Below are 24,228 nucleotides of genomic sequence, written 5' to 3' on the forward strand. Positions count from 1 at the left end.
CCTCGGCGCGCGAGGCGCGTACGCCGTGCAGCGCCCGAGCGCCCGCTGCCGCCTCTGGAGCCGCCCGTGACCACCCCGCTGCCCTCCTTCGCGGCCTCCGCCGCTTACGACGACGCCCCCGGCCCCGTCCTCGTGGAGCCCGAGACCCGGCGCCTGGACGGGGTCGTGCGGGAGGCGTACGTACCGCCGTTCGCCCCGCCCGTGCGGCACGGCTCGCTCGCCGAGCTGCCCTTCGAGAACGCCGCCGCGGTGCCCGACGCCGTGGTCCTCAGCCGCAAGGGCCCGGACGGCACGTGGGGCGACGTCACGGCGACGCGGTTCGCCGCCGAGGTGCTGGCCGTGGCGAACGGATTCGTCGCCGAGGGACTGATGCCGGGCGACCGCGTCGCGATCATGGCGCGCACGACGTACGAGTGGACGCTGCTGGACTTCGCCGCGTGGGCGGCCGGACTGGTCACCGTCCCCGTCTACCCGACGTCCTCCCTCTTCCAGACCCGCTGGATCCTCCAGGACTCCGGCGCCGTCGCCCTCGTCACGGAGACGGCCGCGCAGGCCGCGTCCCTCGGCCCCGAACTCGAGCGCATCCCGGACCTGCGCCACCTGTGGGTCATGGAGAAGGGGCACGTGGACCGGCTCGCGGAGCTCGGCGCGGGCCGGCCGGACGGCGAGATCCCCGTACGCCGGGGCATGCTCGGCCCGGACACGCTCGCCACGCTGGTCTACACGTCCGGCACCACCGGGCGCCCCAAGGGCTGCGCCCTGACCCACGGCAACTTCTTCGCCGAGGTCGACAACGCCATCGAGCTGCTCTACCCGGTGTTCAAGGCCCGCACCGGCGACGAGCCGTCGGTCCTGCTCTTCCTGCCCATGTCGCACGTCTTCGGCCGCATGGTCGCCGTCGCCTGCGTCCGCGCCCGGGTACGGCTCGGGCACGCGCCGAGCCTGAAGGCGCAGGACCTGCTGCCGGACCTCGCGGCGTTCAGACCGACGTGCCTGCTGACCATCCCCTACATGCTGGAAAAGGTGTTCAACGCCGCCCGCGCCAAGGCGGAGGCGGGCGGCCGGCTGTCCTCCTTCGACCGCGCGGCCGAGGCCGCCCGGCGCTACGGCGAGGCCATGGAGGCCCGCCAGACGGGCACCGGCACCGGACCCGGCCGCGCCCTGCGCACCGCCCGCGCCTTCTATGACCCGCTGGTCTACCGGCGCATCCGCAACGCCATGGGCGGCCGGGTCCGCTACGCGATCTGCGGCGGCTCCCCGCTCGGCCGCCGCCTGGCCGCCTTCTACGCCGGTGCCGGCATCGAGATCTTCGAGGGTTACGGCCTCACCGAGACGACCGGCGCGGCGACGGTGACGCCACCGCTGAAACCCCGCCTGGGCACGGTCGGCTGGCCGCTGCCCGGCACCCGGGTCCGCATCGCCGTCGACGGGGAGATCCTCATCTCCGGCGCACAGGTGCTGCGCGGCTACTGGGACCCGCAGGCGGGCGGTGTCGTCCCCGTCGCCCGCGACGGCTGGCTGGCGACGGGCGACATGGGCGAGCTGGACGACGAGGGCTACCTGACCATCACCGGGCGCAAGAAGGAACTCCTGATCACGGCGGGCGGCAAGAGCGTGGCCCCGGCCCCGCTGGAGAACTGGCTGCGCTCCCACCCCCTGATCTCGCACTGCCTGGTCCTCGGCGACCGCCGCCCCTACGTCAGCGCCCTCATCACCCTCGACCCCGACGGCATCACCCACTGGCGCCGCATGAACGGCAAGCATCCGGTCCCGGCGGAACTCCTCGTGGACGACGAGGAGTTGCGGGCCGTCCTGCAACGCGCCGTGGACGAGGCCAACAAACTGGTCTCCCGCCCCGAGTCCATCCGCCGCTTCGCCGTCCTCCCCACCGACCTCACCGAGGAGTCCGGCCACCTGACCCCGTCGATGAAACTCCGCAGAGAGGCGGTCCTGCGGGACTTCGCGCACGTGGTGGAAGGGCTGTACGGGGGGTAGGCGGCTCGGCCGTCGGCGGCGGCCTGCTACTTGCGGGCGATCAGGGCCGCGTGCTGCGTGGACTCGCCGTTGCCGGTGTTCGGTTCGCGGACGGTCCGGCTGTGCGGGGTCAGGCCCGCCGCCGACAGCAGCGGCGTGATCCGCTCGGGCCGGCGGCGCAGGAAGTCCAGGCGGACCGGGTGGCCGAACGGGCGGTCGAGCGTGCGCGGCTCGTCGCCGACCTGGAAGGCCACCAGCAGATACCCGCCCGGCGCCAGCACGCGCGCGAACTCCGCGAAGAGGGCGGGGAGCCGGTCGTCGGGCGTGTGGATGCTCGAGTACCAGGACACGACGCCCGCGAGCGCCCCGTCGGGCAGGTCCAGGTCCAGCATCGAGCCCTGCTCGAAACGCAGCCCCGGGTGGTCGCGCCGGGCGATCTCCAGCATCGGCTCCGACAGGTCGACGCCGTGCACGGACAGGCCGAGCGAGGCGAGGTACGCGGTGACCCGGCCGGGCCCGCAGCCCAGGTCGGCCACCCGGCCGCCGGCCCCGACCGACTCCGCGAACGCGGTCAGCACCGCCCGGTCCAACGGCGCACTGGGCTCGGCCCGGAACCGGTCCGCGTAGTCCTCGGCGATGGCGTCGTAGAAGACGCGGGTGGTGGTCTCGGGTCCGGTCGTCATGGGCGGGGACCCTAGCGGGGGCCACCGACAGAGCGGTGCCGATCCGGCCACGGGTGGATCCGTGCCCGGCCGTGACGTCGCAGGCCGGAGTGAATGGAGCAGCCCGTGTGAAAAAGAAGGTGCGGAAAAGGGCAGGAGCCCCGTCGCCTGACGGCGCGGGGCTCCTTGGTATTACGTGTCAGACAGGGGTGACGTTCTCCGCCTGCGGGCCCTTCGGGCCCTGAGTGACGTCGAAAGACACCTGCTGGTTCTCCTCAAGCGAACGGAAGCCGGTCGCATTGATCGCGGAGTAGTGGACGAAGACGTCGGGGCCGCCGCCTTCTTGGGCGATGAAACCAAAGCCCTTTTCGGCGTTGAACCACTTAACGGTTCCGGTAGCCATAAGCCCTCCTTGGGCCCAAAGGGTTGCCCTGCTCCAGAACCAGCAAGTGTGAAGATGAATTCTGCACAACTGCCTATGCCTGAGAACGACGAGAGCCCGCGGTCACATGCTCCGCAGGCTCTGTACTGCAAGGGAAACCAAACTGCAACTTGCGACGAGCCTAGCACGCGAAGGTCGGGATGCAATAGAGGGCAAGATCACGTCACCCGAATGTTTGAAGATCTCTCCGAGGGCGCGGAAGAAGTCGCGCCCGGGCCCTCCGGGACCGGGACCGTGGCGTCCGCGGGGGCGGCGGCCGGACCCCGGGGCCCGAGGGCTAGCCTCACGATGTGGACAATTCCCGCACCCGGCCGCGTGTCGGCCACATCCAGTTCCTCAACTGCCTGCCCCTGTACTGGGGGCTCGCGAGAACAGGCACGCTCCTCGACTTCCAGCTCACGAAGGACACCCCCGAGAAGCTCAGCGAGAAGCTGGTGCAGGGCGACCTCGACATCGGCCCGATCACCCTGGTCGAGTTCCTCAGGCACGCGGACGACCTGGTCGCCTTTCCCGACATCGCCGTCGGCTGCGACGGCCCGGTGATGTCGTGCGTGATCGTCTCGCAGGTCCCGCTGGAGCGCCTGGACGGCGCCCGGGTCGCCCTCGGCTCGACCTCGCGCACCTCCGTGCGGCTCGCCCAGCTGCTGCTGGCGGACCGTTTCGGCGTACGGCCGGACTACTACACCTGCCCGCCCGACCTCAGCCTGATGATGCGGGAGGCCGAGGCCGCCGTACTGATCGGCGACGCCGCGCTGCGCGCCAACCTGCACGACGGGCCGCGCTTCGGGCTCCAGGTGCACGACCTGGGCGCGCTGTGGAAGGAGTGGACGGGGCTGCCGTTCGTCTTCGCGGTGTGGGCGGCGCGGCGCGACTACCTGGAGCGCGAGCCGGTCATCACCCGCAAGGTGCACGAGGCCTTCCTCGCCTCCCGCAACCTCTCCCTGGAGGAGGTCGGCAAGGTCGCCGAACAGGCGGCCCGCTGGGAGGACTTCGACGAGCGGGTCCTGGAGCGGTACTTCACCACCCTCGACTTCCGCTTCGGCGAACCACAGCTGGCGGCGGTCGCGGAGTTCGCCCGGCGCGTCGGCCCGACGACGGGCTTCCCGGCGGACGTCAAGGTCGACCTGCTGGAGCCGTGACGCTGCCGCGGGGGCCGTGAGACGCGGCGGCTGCGGCACTACGCTGCTGGGCAGTCGTACGGGGGTCGGGTCCGGGGAGGCTCGGGGCTCGGGGGAGGAGTGACCATGCAGCCGCTCGACGCCGACGAACCGGTCGTGGTGGGGCCCTACCGGCTGCTCGGCCGGCTCGGCTCCGGCGGCATGGGCCGGGTCTACCTGGGACGCAGCGCGGGCGGCCGTACCGTCGCCGTCAAGATCGTGCACCCGCACCTGGCGCTGGACGGGGAGTTCCGGGCCCGGTTCCGCCGCGAGGTGCAGGCCGCGCGGCGGGTCGGCGGCGCGTGGACCGCGCCCGTGCTGGACGCCGACCCGGAGGCGCGCGTGCCGTGGGTCGCCACGGCCTACGCCGCGGGCCCCTCGCTGACGGCGGCCGTCGCGGACGGCGGCCCGCTGCCGCTCCACACCGTACGGGTGCTGGGGGCGGGACTGGCCGAGGCGCTGACGGCCGTGCACGCGCTGGGCCTGGTGCACCGGGACGTGAAGCCGTCCAACGTCCTGCTCACCCTGGACGGGCCCCTGCTGATCGACTTCGGCATCGCCCGCGCCACCGACGGCACGGCGTCCCTGACCTCGACGGGCGTGTCCGTCGGTTCCCCCGGCCACATGGCGCCCGAGCAGATCCTCGGCAAGGGCGTCACGGGCGCCGCCGACGTGTTCTCGCTGGGCGCCGTCCTGACGTACGCGGCGACCGGCGAACCGCCCTTCCGCGGCGACTCCTCGGCCGCGCTGCTCTACAAGGTCGTCCACGAGGAACCCGAACTGGGCGCCCTGTCCGGCGAGATGCGGGACCTGGCGGCGGCCTGCCTCGCCAAGGACCCGGCCGCCCGGCCGGCCCCGGCCGAGCTGGCCCGGCGGCTGGCTCCCGAGGGGGCGGCCCGGCTCGTCGCGGGCGGCTGGCTGCCGGGCTCGCTGGTGGAGAAGGTCAGCAGGAGCGCCGTACAGCTGCTGCATCTGGAGGCCGCGGGCGCCGGTGCCGCGTCCGGGCCGGTGGGCTTCAGCAGCCCCGCGGTACGGGCGCCGGACACGGCGGGCGGGGAGGCGGCCGGGGCGCCGACGGTGGGGCAGTTCGGGCCGGCGCCGGTGATGCCGGGGGGTGCGGGTGGCGCCGGTTCTCCCGGTGGTGTGGGCGGCGCGGGTGGTGTGAGTGGCTCGGGCGGTGCGGTGCCGCCGCCCCCGGCCGGGCCGCCGTCGGGTGCTGTGCTCACGCCGCCGGGCGGGTCGCCGTCGGCCGGGACGCCGCCGAGTGGCGCGGTGCCCTCGCCGGGCGGGAGGCCGTCAGGTGGTCCGGTGCCGTCGCCGGGCGGGGCGCCCGGTGTTCCCCGGCAGGCGTTCGGCGCGCGGCCCGGCAAGCTGTCCGTCTCCGTCGCGGCCACGTCGGCTCCCGGCGCCGGCGGACGCGGCCGGCGCCTGAGCTGCACCCTCGCCCTGGCCGTCGCGGGGGCGCTGGCGGCGGTGACGGTCGGCTCGGTGTTCGTGTTCGACCTGCTGCCGGACGGCAGGCGGGACGGCGCCGGCGACGCCGCGTCCCCGGCCCCGAGCGCGACCGGCGGCGCGGCGTCCGACGTGCCCGCCCGCTACCTCGGCACCTGGGAGGGGCAGGGCACGGCACTCGGCGGCACACTGCCCGCGGGCACCTTCCGGGTCACGGTGCAACGCGCCCGCGTGGGCGAGGAGATGGGCCGCGTCACCCAGACCGACCAGCTCGGCAGCGTCTGCACCGACGTCCTCACCCTGAAGCAGGTCACGAGGGAACACCTGGTGGCGGTCTCCGTGGGCGCCGGGAAGAACCCCGGCCACTGCAGTCAGGGCGCGACGACCGTACGCCTCGTCCCGGTCGGCGACGACCTCAGGTACGAGTCGGACAGCAAGCCGTCGGGGAAGCCCGAGGCGCGCCTGTCGAAGGTCGAGTAGCGTCCCGGGGGATCGGGTGAGGGGGAGCGGGCCATGAGCAGCGTGCCGGACACGGGCCTCGTCGTCGCCGTCGCCGTCGCCGCGGTGTGGGGCGGGGCGGCGGGCGCCCTGCTGCCGCGTGCCGCCCACCGGTTCTCCGTGCCCTCCGGTGAGCCGTGGCGGGAGCGGTGTCCCGGGGGGCACCCGCTGCGCGGGTGGCTCGGGCGCGCCCGGTGCGGTCAGTGCGGGGAGCGCGCGCCGGCCTACGGGCCGGGCGGGGGCCGCCTCGCGGTCGTCACCGGCCTGGTGTGCGCCGGGCTCGCCGCCGCCACCGGGACCCGGCCCGAGCTGGCCGTCTGGCTGCTGCTCGCGCCGGCCGGCGTGCTGCTGGCGGTGGTCGACCTGCGGGTGAAGCGGCTGCCCGACCCGCTCACCCTGCCGCTCGCGGGCGCCGCGCTCGCGCTGCTCGCCCCGGCCGCCCTGCTGCCCGAGCACGCCGGGCGGTGGACGACCGCGCTGCTGGGCGCCCTGACGCTCGGCGCCGGCTACTTCGTGCTGTTCCTGATCAACCCCGCCGGGATGGGCTTCGGCGACGTGAAGCTGGCGCTCGGGGCGGGCGCCGCCCTCGGCTGGTACGGCTGGCCGACGGTGGTGCTGGGCACCTTCGCCGGGTTCCTGCTGGGCGCGCTGTACGGCGGCGCCCTGGTCGTCGCCCGCCGGGCGAACCGCAAGACGGCGATCCCGTTCGGGCCGTTCCTGATCACGGGCGCGTACCTGGGCGTCCTGGCGGGCGCCTACGCGGCATGACCGCGCGGGTACGGGCCCCCGACGGCCTGGCGCCAACGGCCTGGCGTCGGCCGGGCAAAGCCCCTGGCGTACGCTGAGGACGTCCGTCCACACCCCTTACGAAAGGGACGCCGGTGACCGAGAAGGCCGACCTTCAGCCCATCCTCGACCGCGCAGCCGCCGGTGGGCGGATCACCCCCGAAGAAGCGCTCGACCTCTACCGCCACGCGCCGCTGCACGCGCTGGGCGCCGCCGCCGACGCCGTACGCCGCCGCAAGTACGCCGGCACCGAGCACATCGCCACGTACATCATCGAGCGGAACATCAACTACACCAACGTGTGCGTCACGGCGTGCAAGTTCTGCGCCTTCTACGCCGCCCCCAAGGACACCGCCAAGGGCTGGACGCGCGACCTGGACGACATCCTGCGCCGCTGCGCGGAGACCGTCGAGCTGGGCGGCACGCAGATCATGTTCCAGGGCGGCCACCACCCGGACTTCGGCGTCGAGTACTACGAGAAGCACTTCAAGGCCATCAAGGACGCCTTCCCGCAGCTGGTGATCCACTCGCTGGGCGCGTCCGAGGTCGAGCACATGGCGCGGATCTCCGGAGTGCCGGTCGAGGAGGCCATCACCCGCATCCACGAGGCCGGCCTCGACTCCTTCGCCGGCGCCGGCGCCGAACTGCTGCCCGCCCGCCCGCGCAAGGCCATCGCGCCGCTGAAGGAGTCCGGGGAGCGCTGGCTGGAGATCATGGAGATCGCGCACAACCTCGGCGTCGAGTCCACGTCCACCATGCTCATGGGCACCGGCGAGACCAACGCCGAGCGCATCGAGCACCTGCGGATGATCCGTGACGTGCAGGACCGCACCGGCGGCTTCCGCGCCTTCATCCCGTACACCTACCAGCCCGAGAACAACCACCTGAAGGGCCGCACGCAGGCCACGATCTTCGAGTACCTGCGGATGATCGCCGTCGCCCGGCTGTTCCTGGACAACGTGGCGCACATCCAGGGCTCCTGGCTGACGACGGGCAAGGAGGTCGGCCAGCTGTCCCTGCACTACGGCGCCGACGACCTCGGCTCGATCATGCTGGAGGAGAACGTGGTGTCCTCCGCGGGCGCCCGGCACCGCTCCAACCGGCTGGAGATCATCGACCTGATCCGGCGCGCCGGGCGGGTGCCCGCGCAGCGCACGACGACGTACGAGCACCTCGTCGTCCACGACGACCCGGCGAACGACCCCGTCGACGACCGCGTGGCCTCCCACATCTCCTCCACGGCCATCGAGGGCGGCACGGCCCACCCCGAGCTGAAGCTGCTCGCGTCCAACTGACCCCGGCATGCTGACGATCCACACCGCCGGTCTCCTGCTCGCCGGGGACCGGCGGCCACCCCTGCCCGGCGGCGCGGTCCTGGTCGACGGCCGGCGGATCGCGGCCGTCGGCCCGTACGAGGAACTGGCGGCGGCGCATCCGGCCGCCCGGGTCCGCACCTGGCCGGGGCTCCTCACGCCCGGGCTGCTGAACCCGTACGGGCCCGAACTGCTGGAGCGGGCCTACCACCCGGACCCGCGCGAGGCCGCCGAGCTGGGCACCGAACCGCTCACCGGGGACGCCCTCGCCGCGCTGCCCATGACCGACGCCCGCTGGGGCGCGAGCGCGCGGCGCGGCGTGCAGCGGATGCTGGCGCACGGGACCGTCGCCGTCGCCGGGGACCTCGCGCGGCCCGCCGTACGGGACGCCGTGCACCGCGCGGGACTCACCACCGGACCGCGCCCCGGGCCACCGGCCGGGCCGCCCGGCCTGGATCCGCTGGCCGGGCGGAGCCTGGCCGAGGCGATCGCGCTGCCGCTGGCGCCCGCGGGCGCGGCCGGGCAGGACGCCACCTTCGCGGTGTTCGACGTCCCCGACGAGGCCGCCCTCCGCGCCCGCGGAGCCGGGACCTGCGTGGCGACGGTCCTCGCGGGCCGGCTCGTGCACCGGCGCCGCTGACCCCCCGGTCCACTCCGGCACTTCGGTCCGGCCGCACGGGCACGGCGCCGCGGGCGCGCCCGGCCCGCCCTGCCACAATGGGCGGGTGACCCGCGCATCCCTGGACAAGCAGCCGCACGAAGTCGCCTCGATGTTCGACGACGTGGCGGACCGGTACGACCTGACCAACGACGTGCTGTCCCTCGGGCAGGCGCGGCTGTGGCGCAAGGAGGTCGCCAGGGCGGTGGACGCCCGGCCCGCGCAGAAGGTCCTCGACCTCGCCGCCGGCACGGCCACCTCCTCGCTGCCGTTCGCCCGCACCGGCGCCTACGTCGTCCCCTGCGACTTCTCCCTCGGCATGCTCCAGGTCGGCAAGGAGCGCCACGGCTGGCTGCCGTTCACCGCCGGGGACGCGACCCGGCTGCCCTTCCGCGACGACGTGTTCGACGCCGTCACCATCTCCTTCGGGCTGCGCAACGTCCAGGACCACGGCGCCGCCCTGCGCGAGATGTACCGCGTGACGCGGCCCGGCGGACGCGTCGTGATCTGCGAGTTCTCCCAGCCGACCTGGGCGCCGCTGCGGACCGTCTACACCGAGTACCTGATGCGCGCCCTGCCGCCGGTCGCCCGCGCGGTGTCGTCCAACCCCGACGCGTACGTCTATCTCGCCGAGTCCATCCGCGCCTGGCCCGACCAGGCCGCTCTCGCCGGGCACCTGATCGAGGCCGGCTGGTCGAAGGTGGCGTGGCGCAACCTCTCGGGCGGCATCGTGGCCTTGCACCGGGGATACAAGGAGAGCTGACCCCCTCGGCGCGGCCCGCCGTCCGGAAGGAATGGTCGAGGACCGCTGGGAAGGTGGCCGGGGAACGCTAAAAGGGGTGGCTGAGGACCGCGCAAGGGTCCTCCGGCTCGCCCCGTTCGCGGCGCAGCCCGCCCGGCGGTGGGGCGCCCCGCCGCGGCTCCCGGACGCCCCCGCCGCCCTCGCCGTCCCCGGCGTCGAACCACACGGTGACGACGGCGCCCCGGGGCACCGCGACCCCGGGCGGCGGGTACTGCCGTACGACGTGGTCCACGACGTGGAGGTCGGGCCGGTCGGGCGAGGCGAGCAGCACGCCGCCCGCCTCGGCCGTCTCCCGCGCGTCCACGGCCATCAGGCCGACCAGGCGCGGCACAGGCACTTCCGGACTCTTGGGTGTCAGGCGCACGGACGTCACCCCCAGCGGTACAGGCAGAGTAGCGCCGCCCCCCACCGCCCGGAAGCGTCAAGTACCGTTCCGTAGCCGATGATTACCGTACGTCACGAGTGAGGCCGCTGCGGTGCCCCTCGCGCCGCGGGGCCGGGCCCGTGACCGTCCCGGCGGGCCCGGTCGAGAGGGCAACCCTTCGGCCGGTTGATCCATTCCGCTGAATAGACTGCCCCTGTCCAGTGCCGGTCGGCACGCAGACTTCGACCCTGGGGAGATCCCGCCGTGACCGAGCCCCTCTCCGACAACTCCGCCGATGTGATCGTCGTGGGCGCGGGCCCAGCCGGCTCCACCACCGCGTACCACCTGGCCAGGGCAGGGCTCGACGTCCTCCTGCTGGAGAAGGCCGAGTTCCCTCGGGAAAAGGTGTGCGGCGACGGCCTGACCCCGCGCGCCGTCAAGCAGCTGGTGTCGATGGGCATCGACATCTCCGAGGAGGCCGGCTGGCTGCGCAACAAGGGCCTGCGGATCATCGGCGGCGGAGTCCGGCTCCAGCTGGACTGGCCGGACCTCGCCTCCTTCCCGGACTACGGCCTCGTCCGCAAGCGCGACGACTTCGACGAGCAACTCGCCCGCCAGGCGCAGAAGGCGGGCGCCCGGTTCTACGAGCGCTGCAACGTCTCCGGCCCGGTCCTCGACGACCGCACCGGCCGCATCACCGGCGTCACCGCCAGGCTCGGTGAGGACAAGCGCGAGGTCACCTTCCGCGCGCCGCTCGTCGTCGCCGCCGACGGCAACTCCACCCGGCTGTCGCTGGCGATGGGCCTGCACCGACGCGAGGACCGCCCGATGGGCGTCGCCGTCCGCACGTACTTCACCTCGTCCCGCCACGAGGACGACTACCTGGAGTCCTGGCTGGAGCTGTGGGACCGCCGCGGCCCTCAGGACCGCCTGCTGCCCGGCTACGGCTGGATCTTCGGCATGGGCGACGGCACCTCGAACGTCGGTCTCGGCGTCCTCAACACCTCCGAGTCCTTCAAGGAGCTGGACTGGCGCGAGGTCCTGAAGGCCTGGTGCGCGTCCATGCCGGAGGAGTGGGGCTACACCCCGGACAACATGACCGGCCCGATCCGCGGCGCCGCCCTCCCCATGGCCTTCAACCGCCAGCCGCACTACACCAGGGGCCTGCTCCTGGTCGGCGACGCGGGCGGCCTGGTCAACCCCTTCAACGGCGAGGGCATCGCCTACGCCATGGAGTCCGGCCAGATCGCCGCCGAGGTCATCGTCCAGGCGCACGCCCGCACGACGCCCGTCCAGCGCGAGGCGGCGCTGCGGCGCTACCCGCGCATCCTGAAGGACACCTACGGCGGCTACTACACCCTCGGCCGGGCCTTCGTGAAGCTCATCGGCAACCCGAAGGTCATGCAGATCGCCGCCCAGCGCGGCCTGACGCACCCGATGCTGATGAAGTTCACCCTGAAGCTGCTCGCCAACCTCACCGACCCGTCGGGCGGCGACGCGATGGACCGCATCATCAACGGCCTGAGCCGGGTGGCCCCGAAGGCCTGACCGGCGCCACGGCGTGACGGAAGGGCCGCTGCCCCGAGGCAGCGGCCCTTCCGTGTCCGTGTTCCGTGTGGCCGACCGGTGCTGCCGGAGGTGACCCGGTCAGCCAGTCCTTCGGCTCGTCCGTCCGGTCCGGGTCAGAGGACGCGCACCGCGCCCGACGCCGGGTAGCCGGAGAGGTCCTGGATGACGACGCCCTTGGACGGGTTGGCCGCGTCGAGGTACTGACCGTTGCCGATGTAGACGCCCGTGTGATACGCGGAGCCCTTGCCGCCCCAGTACAGGATGTCGCCGACCTGGAGGCTGGACAGCGACACCTCGGTGCCGGCCATCGACTGGTCCTGGGAGACGCGCGGCAGTTCCACGCCGACCTGACGGAACGCGGCCTGCACGAGGCTGGAGCAGTCCCAGGCGTGGGGGCCGGTGGCGCCCATGACGTAGGCGTCGCCCAGCTGGGCCTTGAGGAAGGCGATGACGGTGGCGACGCTGCCGCCGGCCGGCGCGGACGCGGTCGCGGTGCTCGCGGCGGTGGAGAGGCTCAGCGTGGGGCGCTCGGCGCTGCGGGCGGCGCGCTCGGCGGCGGCCTTGCGGGCGGCCTCCGCGGCCTTCTTCTTGGCCTCCGCCTTCTTCTTGGCCTCGGCCAGGTCGGCCTTGGCCTCCTTGGCCGCCTCGGCGGCGGCCGCGTCACGCTCGGCCTGCAGCTGGTAGTTCGCGGCGGCCAGCTGCGTGGCGTCCGCGGACTCGGCGACCTGTGCGGCCAGGTCGGCCGTCAGGGTGGGCAGTTCCAGAGTCTGCGCCACCGGCTCGGCGGCGTTCGCCGGACCCGACGCACCGGCCACTGCCAGGGTGCTGAGGACGCCACCGGCAACTCCGGCCCGCATCGCGATCGTCGACGCGCTGCGGCGGGGTTTCCGGTGGCTGCGTATGTGAGCGGTGTGGGACATGAGAACAACGGGTACCAGGGGCTCCTCCATACCTACAAGAAACGTGTGCTGCGCCACAGTTGTTCAACGGAGGTCCCGAATCCCGGGCGCGTGACTCTTTATTGACGCCGTAACGGACATTGCGGGCAGACCTCACGTGGCCCGTGATCACGGTCTTTCGCCATTACGCCCGAATTGCCCCCCGCCTACCATCACTTGGGACGGATGGCCAAGCCCGCTTCTCGGGCACCCCCCATGAGTGTGGCGGAGGTCACGGAACGGTCACCGGGATGACTGCGTCCTGTGCGGGTCGCGTCGCGCGAGCCGTCCACCCGGTTCTGCTCGTGAATGCGTGCACGCGTCCACATCGCCCCCCGGACCCCGCGGGAGTGTGAACACGATCCCCTATCAAGCGATCCCGTCCAGCGCCAATTTGCATGCACCGGAAGCATCTTGATATGGAGACGCACCCTCCCTACCTGCGCTGACTAGCGGAAATGTCACGTCTGGTGATCGACTGAACGCTTCGCGTGCGAAGATCAACGCTCATACGACTTCATGATCCTTCGTCAGGTGGTGGAGATCACAAAGCTTGTGCAATACCCCGTGTCGCAGATCACAGACCTGCGGGCATAAGATGCGGAGCAGTTGGGCTTGTGACCTGCTTCACATGTTCTCGATCTTCGCCCGGGACGGGCGGGGTTCCCGGGGACGCCGGGGCGGACGTGAGCCCAATGCAAACCGCCAGCAGTCAGTGCCGACTGAGAGGAGCGAGGAGCGGTGAACGCGTATGCGCCCATCCTCGTACTGGGAGCCCTCGGGGCAGGCTTTGCGATCTTCTCCGTGGTCATGGCCACGCTGATCGGTCCGAAGCGGTACAACCGCGCCAAGGTCATGGCCTACGAGTGCGGTATCGAGCCGACCCCCACGCCGGCCGGCGGCGGGCGCTTCCCCATCAAGTACTACCTGACGGCGATGCTCTTCATCGTCTTCGACATCGAGATCATCTTCCTCTACCCCTGGGCCGTCTCCTTCGACGCCCTCGGGATCTTCGGGCTCGTCGAGATGCTGCTCTTCGTGCTCACCGTCTTCGTCGCGTACGCGTACGTGTGGCGGCGCGGCGGGCTGGAATGGGACTGAGGGGCCTTTAGCCATGGGACTCGAAGAAAAGCTGCCGAGCGGCTTCCTGCTGACCACCGTCGAGCATGCCGCGGGACTGGCACGCAAGTCGTCGGTCTTCCCCGCCACGTTCGGTCTGGCCTGCTGCGCCTTCGAACTGATGGCGGCGGGGGCCGGCAGGTACGACCTCGCGCGCTTCGGCATGGAGGTCTTCCGCGGCTCACCGCGCCAGGCGGACCTGATGATCGTCGCGGGCCGGGTGAGCCAGAAGATGGCCCCGGTGCTGCGGCAGGTCTACGACCAGATGCCGAACCCCAAGTGGGTGATCTCCATGGGGGTCTGCGCCTCCTCCGGCGGCATGTTCAACAACTACGCGATCGTCCAGGGCGTCGACCACATCGTCCCGGTCGACATCTACCTCCCGGGCTGCCCGCCGCGCCCCGAGATGCTGATGGACGCCATCCTCAAGCTCCACCAGAAGATCCGGAACGGCAAGCTCGGCGTGAACGCCGAGGAGGCGGCCCGCGAGGCGGAGGAGGCGGCCCTGAAGGCGCTGCCCACGATCGAGATGAAGGGTCTGCTGCGATGAGCGACGTGAACGACTCCGGCGGCGTGAACCCCGAGAAGGACCTCTCGGCCTCCAACCTCCCCGGCCGGCGCGGCCAGGGCGGCGAGGAGATCCGCGTCCAGCGGGGCATGTTCGGCGCCGGCGACGGCGGCGACACCTCCGGCTACGGCGGCCTGGTGCGCTCGGTCCGGCTCCCGGGACCGACGGCCCGCCCCTACGGCGGCTGGTTCGACGAGGTCGCCGACGAACTCGAGGGCGCGCTGGAGGAACAGGGACTGCTCCCCGGCAACGCCATCGAGAAGACGGTCGTCGACCGCGGCGAGCTGACCTTCCACATCGAGCGGGAGCACCTGGTCCGCGTCGCCCGCACCCTGCGCGACGACCCGGCCCTGCGGTTCGAGCTGTGCACCGGCGTCAGCGGCGTCCACTACCCGAACGACAAGGGCCGCGAGCTGCACGCCGTCTACCACCTGCGCTCGATCACCCACAACCGGCTGATCCGCCTCGAGGTCAGCTGCCCCGACAGCGACCGGCACATCCCGTCGTTGGTCTCCGTCTACCCGACCAACGACTGGCACGAGCGCGAGGCCTACGACTTCTTCGGGATCGTCTTCGACGACCACCCCGCCCTGACGCGGATCATCATGCCGGACGACTGGCAGGGCTTCCCGCAGCGCAAGGACTACCCCCTCGGTGGCATCCCCGTCGAGTACAAGGGCGCCCAGATCCCGGCCCCGGACCAGCGGAGGTCGTACTCGTGAGCACCCGCCACCCCCCGTCGGCCGCCACCTCCGCGCCGGCCGCCCCGCGGGAGACCACCGAGGGCGCCGTCTACACCGTCACCGGCGGCGACTGGGACGAGATCGTCCGCTCCGCGTCCCGCGCCGACGACGAGCGCATCGTGGTCAACATGGGCCCGCAGCACCCCTCCACGCACGGCGTGCTGCGCCTGATCCTGGAGATCGAGGGCGAGACCGTCACCGAGGCCCGCTGCGGCATCGGCTACCTCCACACCGGCATCGAGAAGAACATCGAGTACCGGACGTGGGCCCAGGGCAGCGCGTTCGTGACGCGCATGGACTACCTGACGTCGTTCTTCAACGAGACGGCGTACTGCCTCGCGGTCGAAAAGCTCCTCGGCATCGAGGACCAGGTGCCCGACCGGGCGTCGGTCGTCCGCGTGCTCCTGATGGAGCTGAACCGGATGTCCTCCCACCTGGTCGCCATCGCCACCGGCGGCATGGAACTCGGCGCCAGCACGGTCATGATCTACGGACTGCGCGACCGTGAACTGATCCTCGACCTCTACGAGCTGATCACCGGCCTGCGGATGAACCACGCGTACATCCGCCCCGGCGGACTCGCCCAGGACCTGCCGCCCGGCGCGGTGGACCGGATCCGCGAGTTCGTGACGACGATGAGGACGAACCTCCCGGCCTACGACAAGCTCGCCACCGGGAACCCCATCTTCAAGGCCCGCATGCAGGGCATCGGCCACCTCGACCTGACCGGCTGCATCGCCCTCGGCGCGACGGGCCCCGTCCTGCGCGCCAGCGGCCTGGCACACGACCTGCGCAAGGCCCAGCCGTACTGCGGCTACGAGACGTACGACTTCGACGTCCCGACCGCCGACACCTGCGACGCCTACGGCCGCTTCCTGATCCGGCTGGAGGAGATGCGCCAGTCGCTCAGGATCGTCGAGCAGTGCCTGGACCGGCTGGAGCCCGGCCCGGTCATGGTCGCCGACAAGAAGATCGCCTGGCCCGCCCAGCTCGCCCTGGGACCCGACGGACTGGGCAACTCCCCCGACCACATCAGGAAGATCATGGGCACCTCCATGGAGTCCCTGATCCACCACTTCAAGCTGGTCACCGAGGGCTTCCGCGTACCGCCGGGACAGGCGTACGCGGCCGTCGAGTCGCCGAAGGGCGAACTCCTGGTGCACGCCGTGTCCGACGGCGGCACCCGTCCCTACCGGGTCCACTTCCGTGACCCGTCCTTCACCAACCTGCAGACGGTGGCGGCGATGTGCGAAGGCGGCCAGATCGCCGACGTCATCGTCGCTGTCGCGTCCATCGACCCCGTGATGGGAGGCGTCGACCGGTGACCACCAGTTCTTCGGAGCGGGGCGTCAGCCTGGGCATGCCTGAACTGCCCGCGCCCGCCTACCCGGACGAGGTCCGAGCCCGGCTGGAGACCGACGCGCGCGAGATCGTCGCCCGCTACCCGGACTCCCGGTCCGCCCTCCTGCCGCTGCTGCACCTCGTGCAGTCGGAGGAGGGACACGTCACGCGCACCGGGATGCAGTTCTGCGCGGACGTCCTCGGTCTGACCACCGCCGAGGTGACCGCCGTCGCCACCTTCTACACCATGTACCGGCGCAAGCCCTCCGGCGACTACCAGGTCGGCGTGTGCACCAACACCCTGTGTGCGGTGATGGGCGGTGACGCGATCTTCGAGGAGCTCCAGGAGCACCTCGGCGTCGGCAACGGCGAGACCACCGACGACGGCAAGGTCACCCTGGAGCACATCGAGTGCAACGCGGCCTGCGACTTCGCCCCCGTCGTGATGGTCAACTGGGAGTTCTTCGACAACCAGACCCCGGACAGCGCCCGTCGTCTCGTCGACGACCTGCGCGCGGGACGCGAGGTCACCCCCACCCGCGGGGCGCGGCTGTGCACCTTCAAGGAGACCGCGCGGATGCTGGCCGGCTTCCCCGACGAGCGGCCCGGGGCCGTCGAGGAGAGCGGCAGCGCGGGACCCGCGTCGCTGGTGGGCCTCCGCCTGGCCAAGGGAGAGACCGCACCCGCGCGCGTGGTCCATCCGCGCGACGGCGGACCCCACGACGAGCCGCGGGACACCGTGCACGAGCCGTCACCGTCCGAGCACCTGAGCTCGCACGACGCGCCACAGGAGACGTCGGCCTCCGACCCGGACCACCCGGCCGGGCCTGCCGCCGAGGAGGGGGAGTGATGACCTTGGCACCCGAACTCAAGGACACGAGTCCGGAGAAGCTGCTCGCACCCGTGCTGTCGGCCTTCTGGGACGAGGACAGGTCCTGGACGCTGGACGTCTACCGAAGGCACGAGGGGTACGAGGGGCTCCGCAAGGCGCTCGCCATGTCACCGGACGACGTGATCGCGTACGTCAAGGACTCGGGTCTGCGCGGCCGCGGTGGCGCGGGGTTCCCGACGGGCATGAAGTGGCAGTTCATCCCGCAGGGCGACGGAAAACCGCACTATCTGGTTGTCAACGCCGACGAATCGGAGCCCGGGACCTGCAAGGACATCCCGCTCCTCTTCGCGAACCCGCACAGCCTCATCGAGGGCATCGTCATCGGGTGCTACGCGATCAGGTCGTCGCATGCCTTCATCTATCTGCGGGGTGAGGTCGTCCCCGTTCTGCGGCGGCTGCACGAGGCCGTGCGCGAGGCCTACGCGGCCGGCTACCTCGGGAAGAACATCCTGGGCAGCGGCATGGACCTGGAACTCACCGTGCACGCGGGCGCGGGCGCGTACATCTGCGGTGAGGAGACCGCGCTGCTGGACTCCCTCGAAGGCCGCCGTGGCCAACCGCGGCTGCGTCCCCCCTTCCCTGCTGTCGCGGGCCTCTACGCGTGCCCGACTGTGGTGAACAACGTCGAGTCGATCGCGTCGGTTCCCGCCATCATGAACCGGGGCAAGGAATGGTTCCGGTCGATGGGGAGCGAGAAGTCTCCCGGCTTCACGCTGTACTCCCTCAGCGGTCACGTCGCCAACCCCGGACAGTTCGAGGGTCCGATGGGCCTCACGCTCCGCCAGCTCCTCGACATGAGCGGCGGGATGCGGCCCGGCCATCGCCTCAAGTTCTGGACGCCGGGCGGCTCCTCGTCCCCGCTGCTCACCGACGAGCACCTCGACGTCCCTCTCGACTACGAGGCAGTGGCCGCCGCGGGTTCCCTGCTCGGCACAAAAGCGCTCCAGTGCTTCGACGAGACGACCTGCGTCGTCCGCGCCGTCACGCGCTGGACCGAGTTCTACGCCCACGAGTCCTGCGGCAAGTGCACCCCCTGCCGCGAAGGGACGTACTGGCTCGTGCAGTTGATGCGCGACATGGAGGCCGGCAAGGGCACGATGGCCGACCTCGACAAGCTGAACGACATCGCCGACAACATCAACGGCAAGTCGTTCTGCGCCCTCGGCGACGGCGCCGCCGCGCCGATCTTCTCCTCGCTGCAGTACTTCCGTGAGGAGTACGAACAGCACATCACGGGCCGCGGCTGCCCCTTCGACCCGGCCAAGTCGACGGCGTGGGCCGACCGCACGGAGGTGAACGCATGACCGTGACCACCAACGCTCCCTCCAGCGGGGGAGAGGCGGCGGTCCCGCCGGAGGACCTCGTCACGCTGACGATCGACGGCGTCGGGATCAGCGTGCCCAAGGGCACGCTGGTGATCCGCGCCGCCGAACAGCTCGGCATCGAGATCCCCCGGTTCTGCGACCACCCCCTGCTCGACCCGGCCGGCGCCTGCCGCCAGTGCATCGTCGAGGTCGAGGGCCAGCGCAAGCCCATGGCGTCCTGCACCATCACCTGCACCGACGGCATGGTGGTCAAGACCCACCTCAGCTCGCCGGTCGCGGAGAAGGCGCAGAAGGGCGTGATGGAGCTGCTGCTCATCAACCACCCGCTGGACTGCCCCGTCTGCGACAAGGGCGGCGAGTGCCCGCTGCAGAACCAGGCGATGTCGCACGGCAACGCCGAGTCCCGCTTCGAGGGAAAGAAGCGGACCTTCGAAAAGCCCGTGCCGATCTCCACGCAGGTCCTGCTCGACCGTGAGCGGTGCGTGCTGTGCGCCCGCTGCACCCGGTTCTCCAACCAGGTCGCGGGCGACCCGATGATCGAGCTGCTCGAACGGGGCGCGCTGCAGCAGGTCGGCACCGGCGAGGGCGACCCGTTCGAGTCGTACTTCTCCGGCAACACCATCCAGATCTGCCCGGTCGGCGCGCTCACCTCGGCCGCCTACCGGTTCCGCTCCCGCCCCTTCGACCTGGTGTCCTCGCCGTCGGTGTGCGAGCACTGCTCCGGCGGCTGCGCCACCCGCACCGACCACCGGCGCGGCAAGGTCATGCGCCGCCTCGCGGCCGAGGACCCCGAGGTCAACGAGGAGTGGATCTGCGACAAGGGCCGCTTCGCGTTCCGGTACGCGCAGCAGCGGGACCGGCTCGACACGCCCCTGGTGCGCAACGCGGAGGGCGACCTCCAGCCGGCGTCCTGGCCGGAGGCCCTCCAGATCGCCGCCCAGGGGCTGCTCGCCTCGCGGGGCCGCACCGGTGTGCTGACCGGCGGCCGGCTCACCGTCGAGGACGCGTACGCGTACAGCAAGTTCGCGCGCGTGGCGCTCGACACCAACGACATCGACTTCCGCGCGCGGGTGCACAGCAGCGAGGAGGCCGACTTCCTCGCCGCGCGGGTCGCCGGCCGCGGCCGTGACCTCGACGGCACGGGCGTCACGTACACCGCGCTGGAGAAGGCGCCCGCGGTGCTGCTGGTCGGGTTCGAGGCCGAGGAGGAGGCGCCCGGCGTCTTCCTCCGGTTGCGCAAGGCCTGGCGCAAGCACGGCCAGCGCACCTTCGCGCTGGCCACGCACGCCACCCGGGGCCTGGAGAAGGCGGGCGGCACGCTGCTGCCGGCCGCTCCCGGCACCGAGACCGAGTGGCTGGACGCGCTCGCGAGCGGCGTCGGCCTGGAGGGCGACGGCGCGGTGGCCTCCGAGGCGCTGCGCGCCGAGGGCGCGGTGATCGTCGTCGGTGAGCGGCTGGCCGCCGTGGCCGGCGGGCTCACCGCCGCCGTACGGGCCGCGACGGCGACCGGCGCCCGGCTGGTGTGGATCCCGCGCCGGGCCGGGGAGCGCGGCGCCATCGAGGCGGGCGCGCTGCCGTCGCTGCTGCCGGGCGGGCGCCCGGCGACCGACCCACGCGCGCGGGACGAGGTCGCCGGCATCTGGGGCGTCGCCGAACTCCCGCACCGCTACGGCCGCGACACCGGCCAGATCATCGAGGCGGCGGCGTCCGGGGAACTCCAGGCGCTGCTGGTCGCCGGCGTGGAGATCGCCGACCTGCCCGATCCGGCACGCGCGCGTGAAGCGCTCGCCGAGGTCGGCTTCCTGGTGTCGCTGGAGCTGCGGCCCAGCGAGGTCACCCGCCACGCCGACGTCGTCCTGCCGGTCGCCGCGGTCGCCGAGAAGCCGGGCACCTTCCTCAACTGGGAGGGCCGGGTCCGTATGTTCGAGACCGCGCTCAAGCCCGAGCTGATGACCCGCCGCGTGGCGCCGACCGACGGGCGCGTACTGCAAATGCTGGCCGATGCCATGGACGTCCACCTCGGTCTGCCGGACCTGCGGACCACGCGCATCGAGCTGAACCGGCTCGGCGCCTGGGGCGGGCCACGCGCCACCGACCCGCTGGAGAGCGGGGGAGCGCTGCCGCGGCCCGCCGCCGGGGAGGCCGTCCTCGCCGGGCACCGGATGCTGCTCGACCAGGGCGTCCTGCAGCAGGGCGACGAGGCGCTCGCCGGGACACGGCACGCCGCGTACGCGCGCGTGTCGGCCGCGACGGCCGCCGAGGCCGGCATCAAGGACGGCGACCTGCTGGCCGTGACCGGCCCCGCAGGAACGACCGAACTTCCGTTGCGCATCACCGAGATGCCCGACCGGGTGGTCTGGCTCCCGCTGAACTCCAACGGCTCCGGCGTCGCCTCCGACACCGGCGCCCGGCCCGGTTCTCTCGTCCGTATCGGCCCGGCGACCCTCGCCGACGAGGCCCCCAAGGAGGTGGAGGCATGAGCCCGTACCTCGCCGCTGAAGACCTCTCGATGTTCGGCCGCGACCCCTGGTGGCTGATCGTCGTCAAGGCGGTGTTCTGCTTCGCCTTCCTGATGGTGACCGTGCTGCTCACCATTGTCATGGAGCGCAAGGTCGTCGCCTGGATGCAGCTGCGCATCGGCCCCAACCGGCACGGCCCCTGGGGCATGCTCCAGTCGCTCGCCGACGGCGTGAAGCTGATGTTCAAGGAAGACATCATCGTCAAACGCGCGGACAAGGTCGTCTACGTCCTCGCCCCGATCGTGGCGACCATTCCGGCGTTCATGGCGATCGCCGTGATCCCCTTCGGCCCGGCCGGCAACGAGGTCTCGATCTTCGGTCAGCGCACCACGATGCAGCTCACCGACCTGCCGATCGCCATGCTGTACGTCCTCGCCATCGCGTCGGTCGGCATCTACGGCATCGTCCTGGCGGGCTGGAGCTCCGGATCGACGTACCCGCTGCTCGGCGGGTTGCGGTCCTGCGCGCAGATGATCTCGTACGAGATCGCGATGGGCGCCGCGTTCGCCTCGGTGTTCCTGTACTCCGGGTCGATGTCGACGTCGACGATCGTCGAGCAGCAGACGGACCGCTGGTACATCCTGCTGCTGCCGGTCTCCTTCGTGCTCTACATCGTGACGATGGTCGGCGAGACCAACCGCGCGCCGTTCGACATGCCGGAGTCCGAGGGCGACCTGGTCGGCGGCTTCAACACCGAGTACTCCTCGATCAAGTTCGCGCTGTTCATACTGGCCGAGTACGCGAACATGGTGACGGTCTCGACGGTCGCGGTCACGCTGTTCCTGGGCGGCTGGCGGGCCCCGTGGCCCATCAGCACCTTCTGGGAGGGCGCCAACCACGGCTGGTGGCCGATGCTCTGGTTCATCCTCAAGGTGCAGCTGCTGCTGTTCTTCTTCGTCTGGCTGCGCGGCACGCTCCCCCGCGTGCGCTACGACCAGCTGATGAAGCTCGGCTGGAAGGTCCTCATCCCGGTCTCCGTGGTGTGGCTGATGCTCGTGGCGACCGTGCGGGCCCTCAGGAACGAGAACTACGACTTCGCCGACATCGCGCTCTACATCGGCGGCGGTGTGCTCGTCCTGCTCCTGCTGTCCTTCGTCGCCGACATGTACCGCGAGCGGTCGAAGCCGGCCGAGAAGGCCGCCGCGGAACCGGCCCCGTTCGACCCGATGGCCGGTGGATTCCCCGTGCCGCCACTGCCCGGACAGCAGTTGCCACCCGTGCCGCGGCGCCCCTCGCGCCGTGAGCGCGAGCTGATTGTCAGTGGCGGACCCGATACTCAGAGTGATGGACCTCTGGGCGGATCTACGGATGGAAAGGAGGCGTCCGATGGCTGAGGAGCCCAAGGAGATCAAGCCCGGTTTCCTGAATCCCGTGGCCGGCTTCGGCGTGACCTTCAAGGCCATGTTCAAGAAGCGGCTCACGGAGCAGTATCCGGAGCAGAAGAAGACCACCGCTCCGCGCTTCCACGGACGGCACCAGCTCAACCGCCATCCGGACGGCCTGGAGAAGTGCGTCGGCTGCGAGTTGTGCGCCTGGGCCTGTCCCGCCGACGCGATCTACGTGGAAGGCGCGGACAACACCGAGGAGGAGCGCTACTCGCCGGGCGAGCGGTACGGACGGGTGTACCAGATCAACTACGCCCGCTGCATCCTGTGCGGCCTGTGCATCGAGGCGTGCCCCACCCGCGCGCTGACGATGACCAACGAGTTCGAGCTGGCCGACTCCACCCGCGCCGACCTCATCTTCACCAAGGAGCAACTGCTCGCCGGCCTCGAAGAAGGCATGGTCGACGCCCCGCACGCCATGTACCCGGGCACGGACGAACAGGACTACTACCGGGGCGTGGTGACCGAGGCCGCGCCGGGCACGGTGCGGCAGGTCGCGCACTCCAAGGGCGAGGTCGTCCAGGAGGCCGACTCGACCTTCGGCGAGAGCGAACCGGCGTCGGAGAAGGTGATCGGCCGATGACTGCGCAGCTCGCCGCCTACACCACCTCCACCGGAGAGGCGCTCCAGTTCTGGGTGCTCGCCACGATCGCCGTGATCGGCGCCCTGTGCACCGTCTTCATGAAGAAGGCCGTGCACAGCGCGCTCTGCCTGGCCGGAACCATGATCGTCCTGGCGGTGTTCTACCTCGCCAACGGCGCCTACTTCCTGGGCGTCGTGCAGATCGTCGTCTACACCGGCGCGATCATGATGCTGTTCCTGTTCGTGGTGATGCTCGTCGGCGTCACCTCGGCGGACTCCCTGAAGGAGACGATCAAGGGCCAGCGCTGGCTGGCCCTGCTGAGCGGGCTCGGCTTCGGCATCCTGCTGATCGCCGGCATCGGCCACGCCTCCCTCACGGAGTTCAGCGGCACCGGCCGGGCCAACGCGGGCGGCAACGTGGAGGGCCTCGCGGCGCTCATCTTCACCAAGTACGTCTTCGCCTTCGAGATGACCGGTGTGCTGCTCATCACGGCCGCCATCGGCGCCATGGTGCTCACCCACCGGGAGCGCACCGAGCGCGCCAGGACGCAGCGCGAGCTCGCCGAGGCACGCGTGCGCGAAGGCACGCACCTCCCGCCGCTGCCCGCGCCCGGCGTGTACGCCCGGCACAACGCGGTGGACATCGCGGGCCTGCTGCCCGACGGCACCCCGTCCGAGCTCACCGTCAGCAAGACGCTGCGGGAGCGCGGGCAGATCCGAGACGTGTCGCCGGAGGCGCTCAACGACCTGCGGGCGCTGGAGCAGCGCGCCGAGGAGCGCCTGGAGCGCCGCGCCATCGAGCCGGCCAACTTCAAGCGGGCCGAGGAGGCGTCGAAGTGAACCCCGTCAACTACCTCTACCTCGCGGCCCTGTTGTTCACGATCGGCGCCACGGGCGTACTGATCAGACGCAACGCGATCGTGGTGTTCATGTGCGTGGAGCTGATGCTCAACGCCTGCAACCTCGCGTTCGTCGCGTTCTCCCGGATGCACGGCAACCTCGACGGCCAGATCATCGCGTTCTTCACGATGGTCGTCGCCGCCGCGGAGGTCGTGGTCGGGCTCGCGATCATCGTGTCCCTGTTCCGTGCCCGCCACTCGGCCTCGGTCGACGACGCCAGCCTGATGAAGCTGTGAGGG

The 24,228-nt window shown here is 71.6% G+C and carries 23 protein-coding genes; 19 read left to right on the forward strand and 4 right to left on the reverse strand.

The features are described 5' to 3' along the window. The first annotated feature begins 66 nt into the window (after nt 1–66). Nucleotides 67–1,995 (forward strand): AMP-binding protein, encoded by a 1,929-nt coding sequence (locus AB0M97_RS07155; RefSeq protein WP_365959734.1) that lies wholly within the window; start codon nt 67–69, stop codon nt 1,993–1,995. A gap of 26 nt (nt 1,996–2,021) precedes the next feature. On the opposite strand, the gene AB0M97_RS07160 is transcribed toward AB0M97_RS07155, so the two are convergent. Together AB0M97_RS07160 and AB0M97_RS07165 are read right to left on the reverse strand one after the other, a co-directional pair. Then, nucleotides 2,022–2,657 carry a methyltransferase domain-containing protein gene (locus AB0M97_RS07160; protein ID WP_365959735.1) on the reverse strand — a complete coding sequence of 212 codons (636 nt, stop codon included), beginning with the start codon at nt 2,655–2,657 and terminating at the stop codon, nt 2,022–2,024. Between the two features lie 178 nt (nt 2,658–2,835). Next, on the reverse strand, nt 2,836–3,039 hold the full coding sequence (locus AB0M97_RS07165) for a cold-shock protein (RefSeq protein WP_004984723.1): 204 nt from the start codon (nt 3,037–3,039) through the stop codon (nt 2,836–2,838). Nucleotides 3,040–3,368: 329 nt separating this feature from the next. On the opposite strand from AB0M97_RS07165, the gene AB0M97_RS07170 reads away from it, so the two are divergent. The 6 genes from AB0M97_RS07170 to AB0M97_RS07195 all read left to right on the forward strand — a co-directional run bounded on the left by AB0M97_RS07170 (nt 3,369) and on the right by AB0M97_RS07195 (nt 9,705). Further along, nucleotides 3,369–4,217 carry a menaquinone biosynthesis protein gene (locus AB0M97_RS07170; protein ID WP_365959736.1) on the forward strand — a complete coding sequence of 283 codons (849 nt, stop codon included), beginning with the start codon at nt 3,369–3,371 and terminating at the stop codon, nt 4,215–4,217. A gap of 105 nt (nt 4,218–4,322) precedes the next feature. Next, nucleotides 4,323–6,167 carry a protein kinase gene (locus AB0M97_RS07175; RefSeq protein WP_365959737.1) on the forward strand — a complete coding sequence of 615 codons (1,845 nt, stop codon included), beginning with the start codon at nt 4,323–4,325 and terminating at the stop codon, nt 6,165–6,167. Nucleotides 6,168–6,200: 33 nt separating this feature from the next. Beyond that, entirely contained in the window at nt 6,201–6,953 is a 753-nt protein-coding gene (locus AB0M97_RS07180; protein ID WP_365959738.1) for an A24 family peptidase, read from the forward strand. 113 nt (nt 6,954–7,066) lie between these two features. Then, the gene (mqnC, locus tag AB0M97_RS07185) at nt 7,067–8,266 is read left to right on the forward strand and encodes a cyclic dehypoxanthinyl futalosine synthase (protein WP_365959739.1); all 1,200 of its coding nucleotides are present in this window, start codon (nt 7,067–7,069) and stop codon (nt 8,264–8,266) included. A gap of 7 nt (nt 8,267–8,273) precedes the next feature. Next, entirely contained in the window at nt 8,274–8,924 is a 651-nt protein-coding gene (locus AB0M97_RS07190; protein WP_365959740.1) for a hypothetical protein, read from the forward strand. A gap of 85 nt (nt 8,925–9,009) precedes the next feature. Then, nucleotides 9,010–9,705 (forward strand): demethylmenaquinone methyltransferase, encoded by a 696-nt coding sequence (locus AB0M97_RS07195; RefSeq protein ID WP_365959741.1) that lies wholly within the window; start codon nt 9,010–9,012, stop codon nt 9,703–9,705. Between the two features lie 67 nt (nt 9,706–9,772). On the opposite strand, the gene AB0M97_RS07200 is transcribed toward AB0M97_RS07195, so the two are convergent. Continuing rightward, nucleotides 9,773–10,108, reverse strand: coding sequence for a PASTA domain-containing protein (locus AB0M97_RS07200; RefSeq protein ID WP_365959742.1), 336 nt, complete (start codon nt 10,106–10,108; stop codon nt 9,773–9,775). Between the two features lie 264 nt (nt 10,109–10,372). Between AB0M97_RS07200 and AB0M97_RS07205 the strand changes: the two genes are divergently transcribed. Beyond that, nucleotides 10,373–11,656 (forward strand): geranylgeranyl reductase family protein, encoded by a 1,284-nt coding sequence (locus tag AB0M97_RS07205; RefSeq protein WP_365959743.1) that lies wholly within the window; start codon nt 10,373–10,375, stop codon nt 11,654–11,656. Nucleotides 11,657–11,790: 134 nt separating this feature from the next. Here AB0M97_RS07205 and AB0M97_RS07210 read toward each other — a convergent pair whose 3' ends face one another. Beyond that, nucleotides 11,791–12,627, reverse strand: coding sequence for a C40 family peptidase (locus AB0M97_RS07210; RefSeq protein ID WP_365959744.1), 837 nt, complete (start codon nt 12,625–12,627; stop codon nt 11,791–11,793). A 729-nt stretch (nt 12,628–13,356) separates the two neighbouring features. Between AB0M97_RS07210 and AB0M97_RS07215 the strand changes: the two genes are divergently transcribed. Genes AB0M97_RS07215 through nuoK form a run of 11 tightly spaced genes read left to right on the forward strand, consistent with a single transcriptional unit; the run spans nt 13,357 to nt 24,225 of the window. After that, a complete protein-coding gene (locus AB0M97_RS07215; protein ID WP_365959745.1) occupies nt 13,357–13,716 on the forward strand; it encodes an NADH-quinone oxidoreductase subunit A in 360 nt (119 codons plus the stop codon). 13 nt (nt 13,717–13,729) lie between these two features. After that, nucleotides 13,730–14,284 carry an NADH-quinone oxidoreductase subunit B family protein gene (locus tag AB0M97_RS07220; RefSeq protein WP_365959746.1) on the forward strand — a complete coding sequence of 185 codons (555 nt, stop codon included), beginning with the start codon at nt 13,730–13,732 and terminating at the stop codon, nt 14,282–14,284. Then, nucleotides 14,281–15,024, forward strand: coding sequence for an NADH-quinone oxidoreductase subunit C (locus AB0M97_RS07225; RefSeq protein WP_365959747.1), 744 nt, complete (start codon nt 14,281–14,283; stop codon nt 15,022–15,024). The genes AB0M97_RS07220 and AB0M97_RS07225 overlap by 4 nt, the downstream gene beginning before the upstream one ends. After that, nucleotides 15,021–16,370, forward strand: a complete 1,350-nt coding sequence (locus AB0M97_RS07230) for an NADH-quinone oxidoreductase subunit D (protein ID WP_365959748.1) — start codon at nt 15,021–15,023, stop codon at nt 16,368–16,370. Before AB0M97_RS07225 ends, AB0M97_RS07230 begins: the two co-directional genes overlap by 4 nt. Beyond that, nucleotides 16,367–17,236, forward strand: coding sequence for an NADH-quinone oxidoreductase subunit NuoE (nuoE, locus tag AB0M97_RS07235; protein WP_365959749.1), 870 nt, complete (start codon nt 16,367–16,369; stop codon nt 17,234–17,236). Before AB0M97_RS07230 ends, nuoE begins: the two co-directional genes overlap by 4 nt. Further along, entirely contained in the window at nt 17,233–18,582 is a 1,350-nt protein-coding gene (nuoF, locus tag AB0M97_RS07240) for an NADH-quinone oxidoreductase subunit NuoF (protein WP_365959750.1), read from the forward strand. The genes nuoE and nuoF overlap by 4 nt, the downstream gene beginning before the upstream one ends. After that, complete coding sequence (locus tag AB0M97_RS07245; RefSeq protein ID WP_365959751.1) at nt 18,579–21,083, forward strand: NADH-quinone oxidoreductase subunit G; 2,505 nt, start codon at nt 18,579–18,581, stop codon at nt 21,081–21,083. The genes nuoF and AB0M97_RS07245 overlap by 4 nt, the downstream gene beginning before the upstream one ends. After that, nucleotides 21,080–22,456: an NADH-quinone oxidoreductase subunit NuoH gene (nuoH, locus tag AB0M97_RS07250; RefSeq protein ID WP_365959752.1), complete on the forward strand. Its 1,377-nt coding sequence runs from the start codon at nt 21,080–21,082 to the stop codon at nt 22,454–22,456. The genes AB0M97_RS07245 and nuoH overlap by 4 nt, the downstream gene beginning before the upstream one ends. Next, entirely contained in the window at nt 22,449–23,090 is a 642-nt protein-coding gene (gene nuoI / locus AB0M97_RS07255) for an NADH-quinone oxidoreductase subunit NuoI (RefSeq protein ID WP_365959754.1), read from the forward strand. The genes nuoH and nuoI overlap by 8 nt, the downstream gene beginning before the upstream one ends. After that, entirely contained in the window at nt 23,087–23,929 is an 843-nt protein-coding gene (locus AB0M97_RS07260; RefSeq protein WP_365959756.1) for an NADH-quinone oxidoreductase subunit J, read from the forward strand. Before nuoI ends, AB0M97_RS07260 begins: the two co-directional genes overlap by 4 nt. Further along, nucleotides 23,926–24,225 carry an NADH-quinone oxidoreductase subunit NuoK gene (nuoK, locus tag AB0M97_RS07265; RefSeq protein ID WP_062928520.1) on the forward strand — a complete coding sequence of 100 codons (300 nt, stop codon included), beginning with the start codon at nt 23,926–23,928 and terminating at the stop codon, nt 24,223–24,225. The genes AB0M97_RS07260 and nuoK overlap by 4 nt, the downstream gene beginning before the upstream one ends. The last annotated feature ends 3 nt before the right edge of the window (nt 24,226–24,228 follow it).

It is taken from the genome of Streptomyces sp. NPDC051207 (assembly GCF_040682395.1).
Taxonomy (GTDB): Bacteria; Actinomycetota; Actinomycetes; order Streptomycetales; family Streptomycetaceae; genus Streptomyces.

What these genes read in the sequence shown, in the direction of transcription:
- AB0M97_RS07175 (WP_365959737.1), top strand. Translation starts at nt 4,323, where the DNA reads ATGCAGCCGCTCGACGCCGACGAACCGGTCGTGGTGGGGCCCTACCGG.
- nuoI (WP_365959754.1), top strand. Translation starts at nt 22,449, where the DNA reads ATGGCTGAGGAGCCCAAGGAGATCAAGCCCGGTTTCCTGAATCCCGTG.
- AB0M97_RS07225 (WP_365959747.1), top strand. Translation starts at nt 14,281, where the DNA reads ATGAGCGACGTGAACGACTCCGGCGGCGTGAACCCCGAGAAGGACCTC.
- AB0M97_RS07245 (WP_365959751.1), top strand. Translation starts at nt 18,579, where the DNA reads ATGACCGTGACCACCAACGCTCCCTCCAGCGGGGGAGAGGCGGCGGTC.
- AB0M97_RS07220 (WP_365959746.1), top strand. Translation starts at nt 13,730, where the DNA reads ATGGGACTCGAAGAAAAGCTGCCGAGCGGCTTCCTGCTGACCACCGTC.
- AB0M97_RS07260 (WP_365959756.1), top strand. Translation starts at nt 23,087, where the DNA reads ATGACTGCGCAGCTCGCCGCCTACACCACCTCCACCGGAGAGGCGCTC.
- AB0M97_RS07190 (WP_365959740.1), top strand. Translation starts at nt 8,274, where the DNA reads ATGCTGACGATCCACACCGCCGGTCTCCTGCTCGCCGGGGACCGGCGG.
- nuoH (WP_365959752.1), top strand. Translation starts at nt 21,080, where the DNA reads ATGAGCCCGTACCTCGCCGCTGAAGACCTCTCGATGTTCGGCCGCGAC.
- AB0M97_RS07165 (WP_004984723.1), bottom strand. Translation starts at nt 3,039, where the DNA reads ATGGCTACCGGAACCGTTAAGTGGTTCAACGCCGAAAAGGGCTTTGGT.
- AB0M97_RS07180 (WP_365959738.1), top strand. Translation starts at nt 6,201, where the DNA reads ATGAGCAGCGTGCCGGACACGGGCCTCGTCGTCGCCGTCGCCGTCGCC.
- AB0M97_RS07210 (WP_365959744.1), bottom strand. Translation starts at nt 12,627, where the DNA reads ATGGAGGAGCCCCTGGTACCCGTTGTTCTCATGTCCCACACCGCTCAC.
- AB0M97_RS07160 (WP_365959735.1), bottom strand. Translation starts at nt 2,657, where the DNA reads ATGACGACCGGACCCGAGACCACCACCCGCGTCTTCTACGACGCCATC.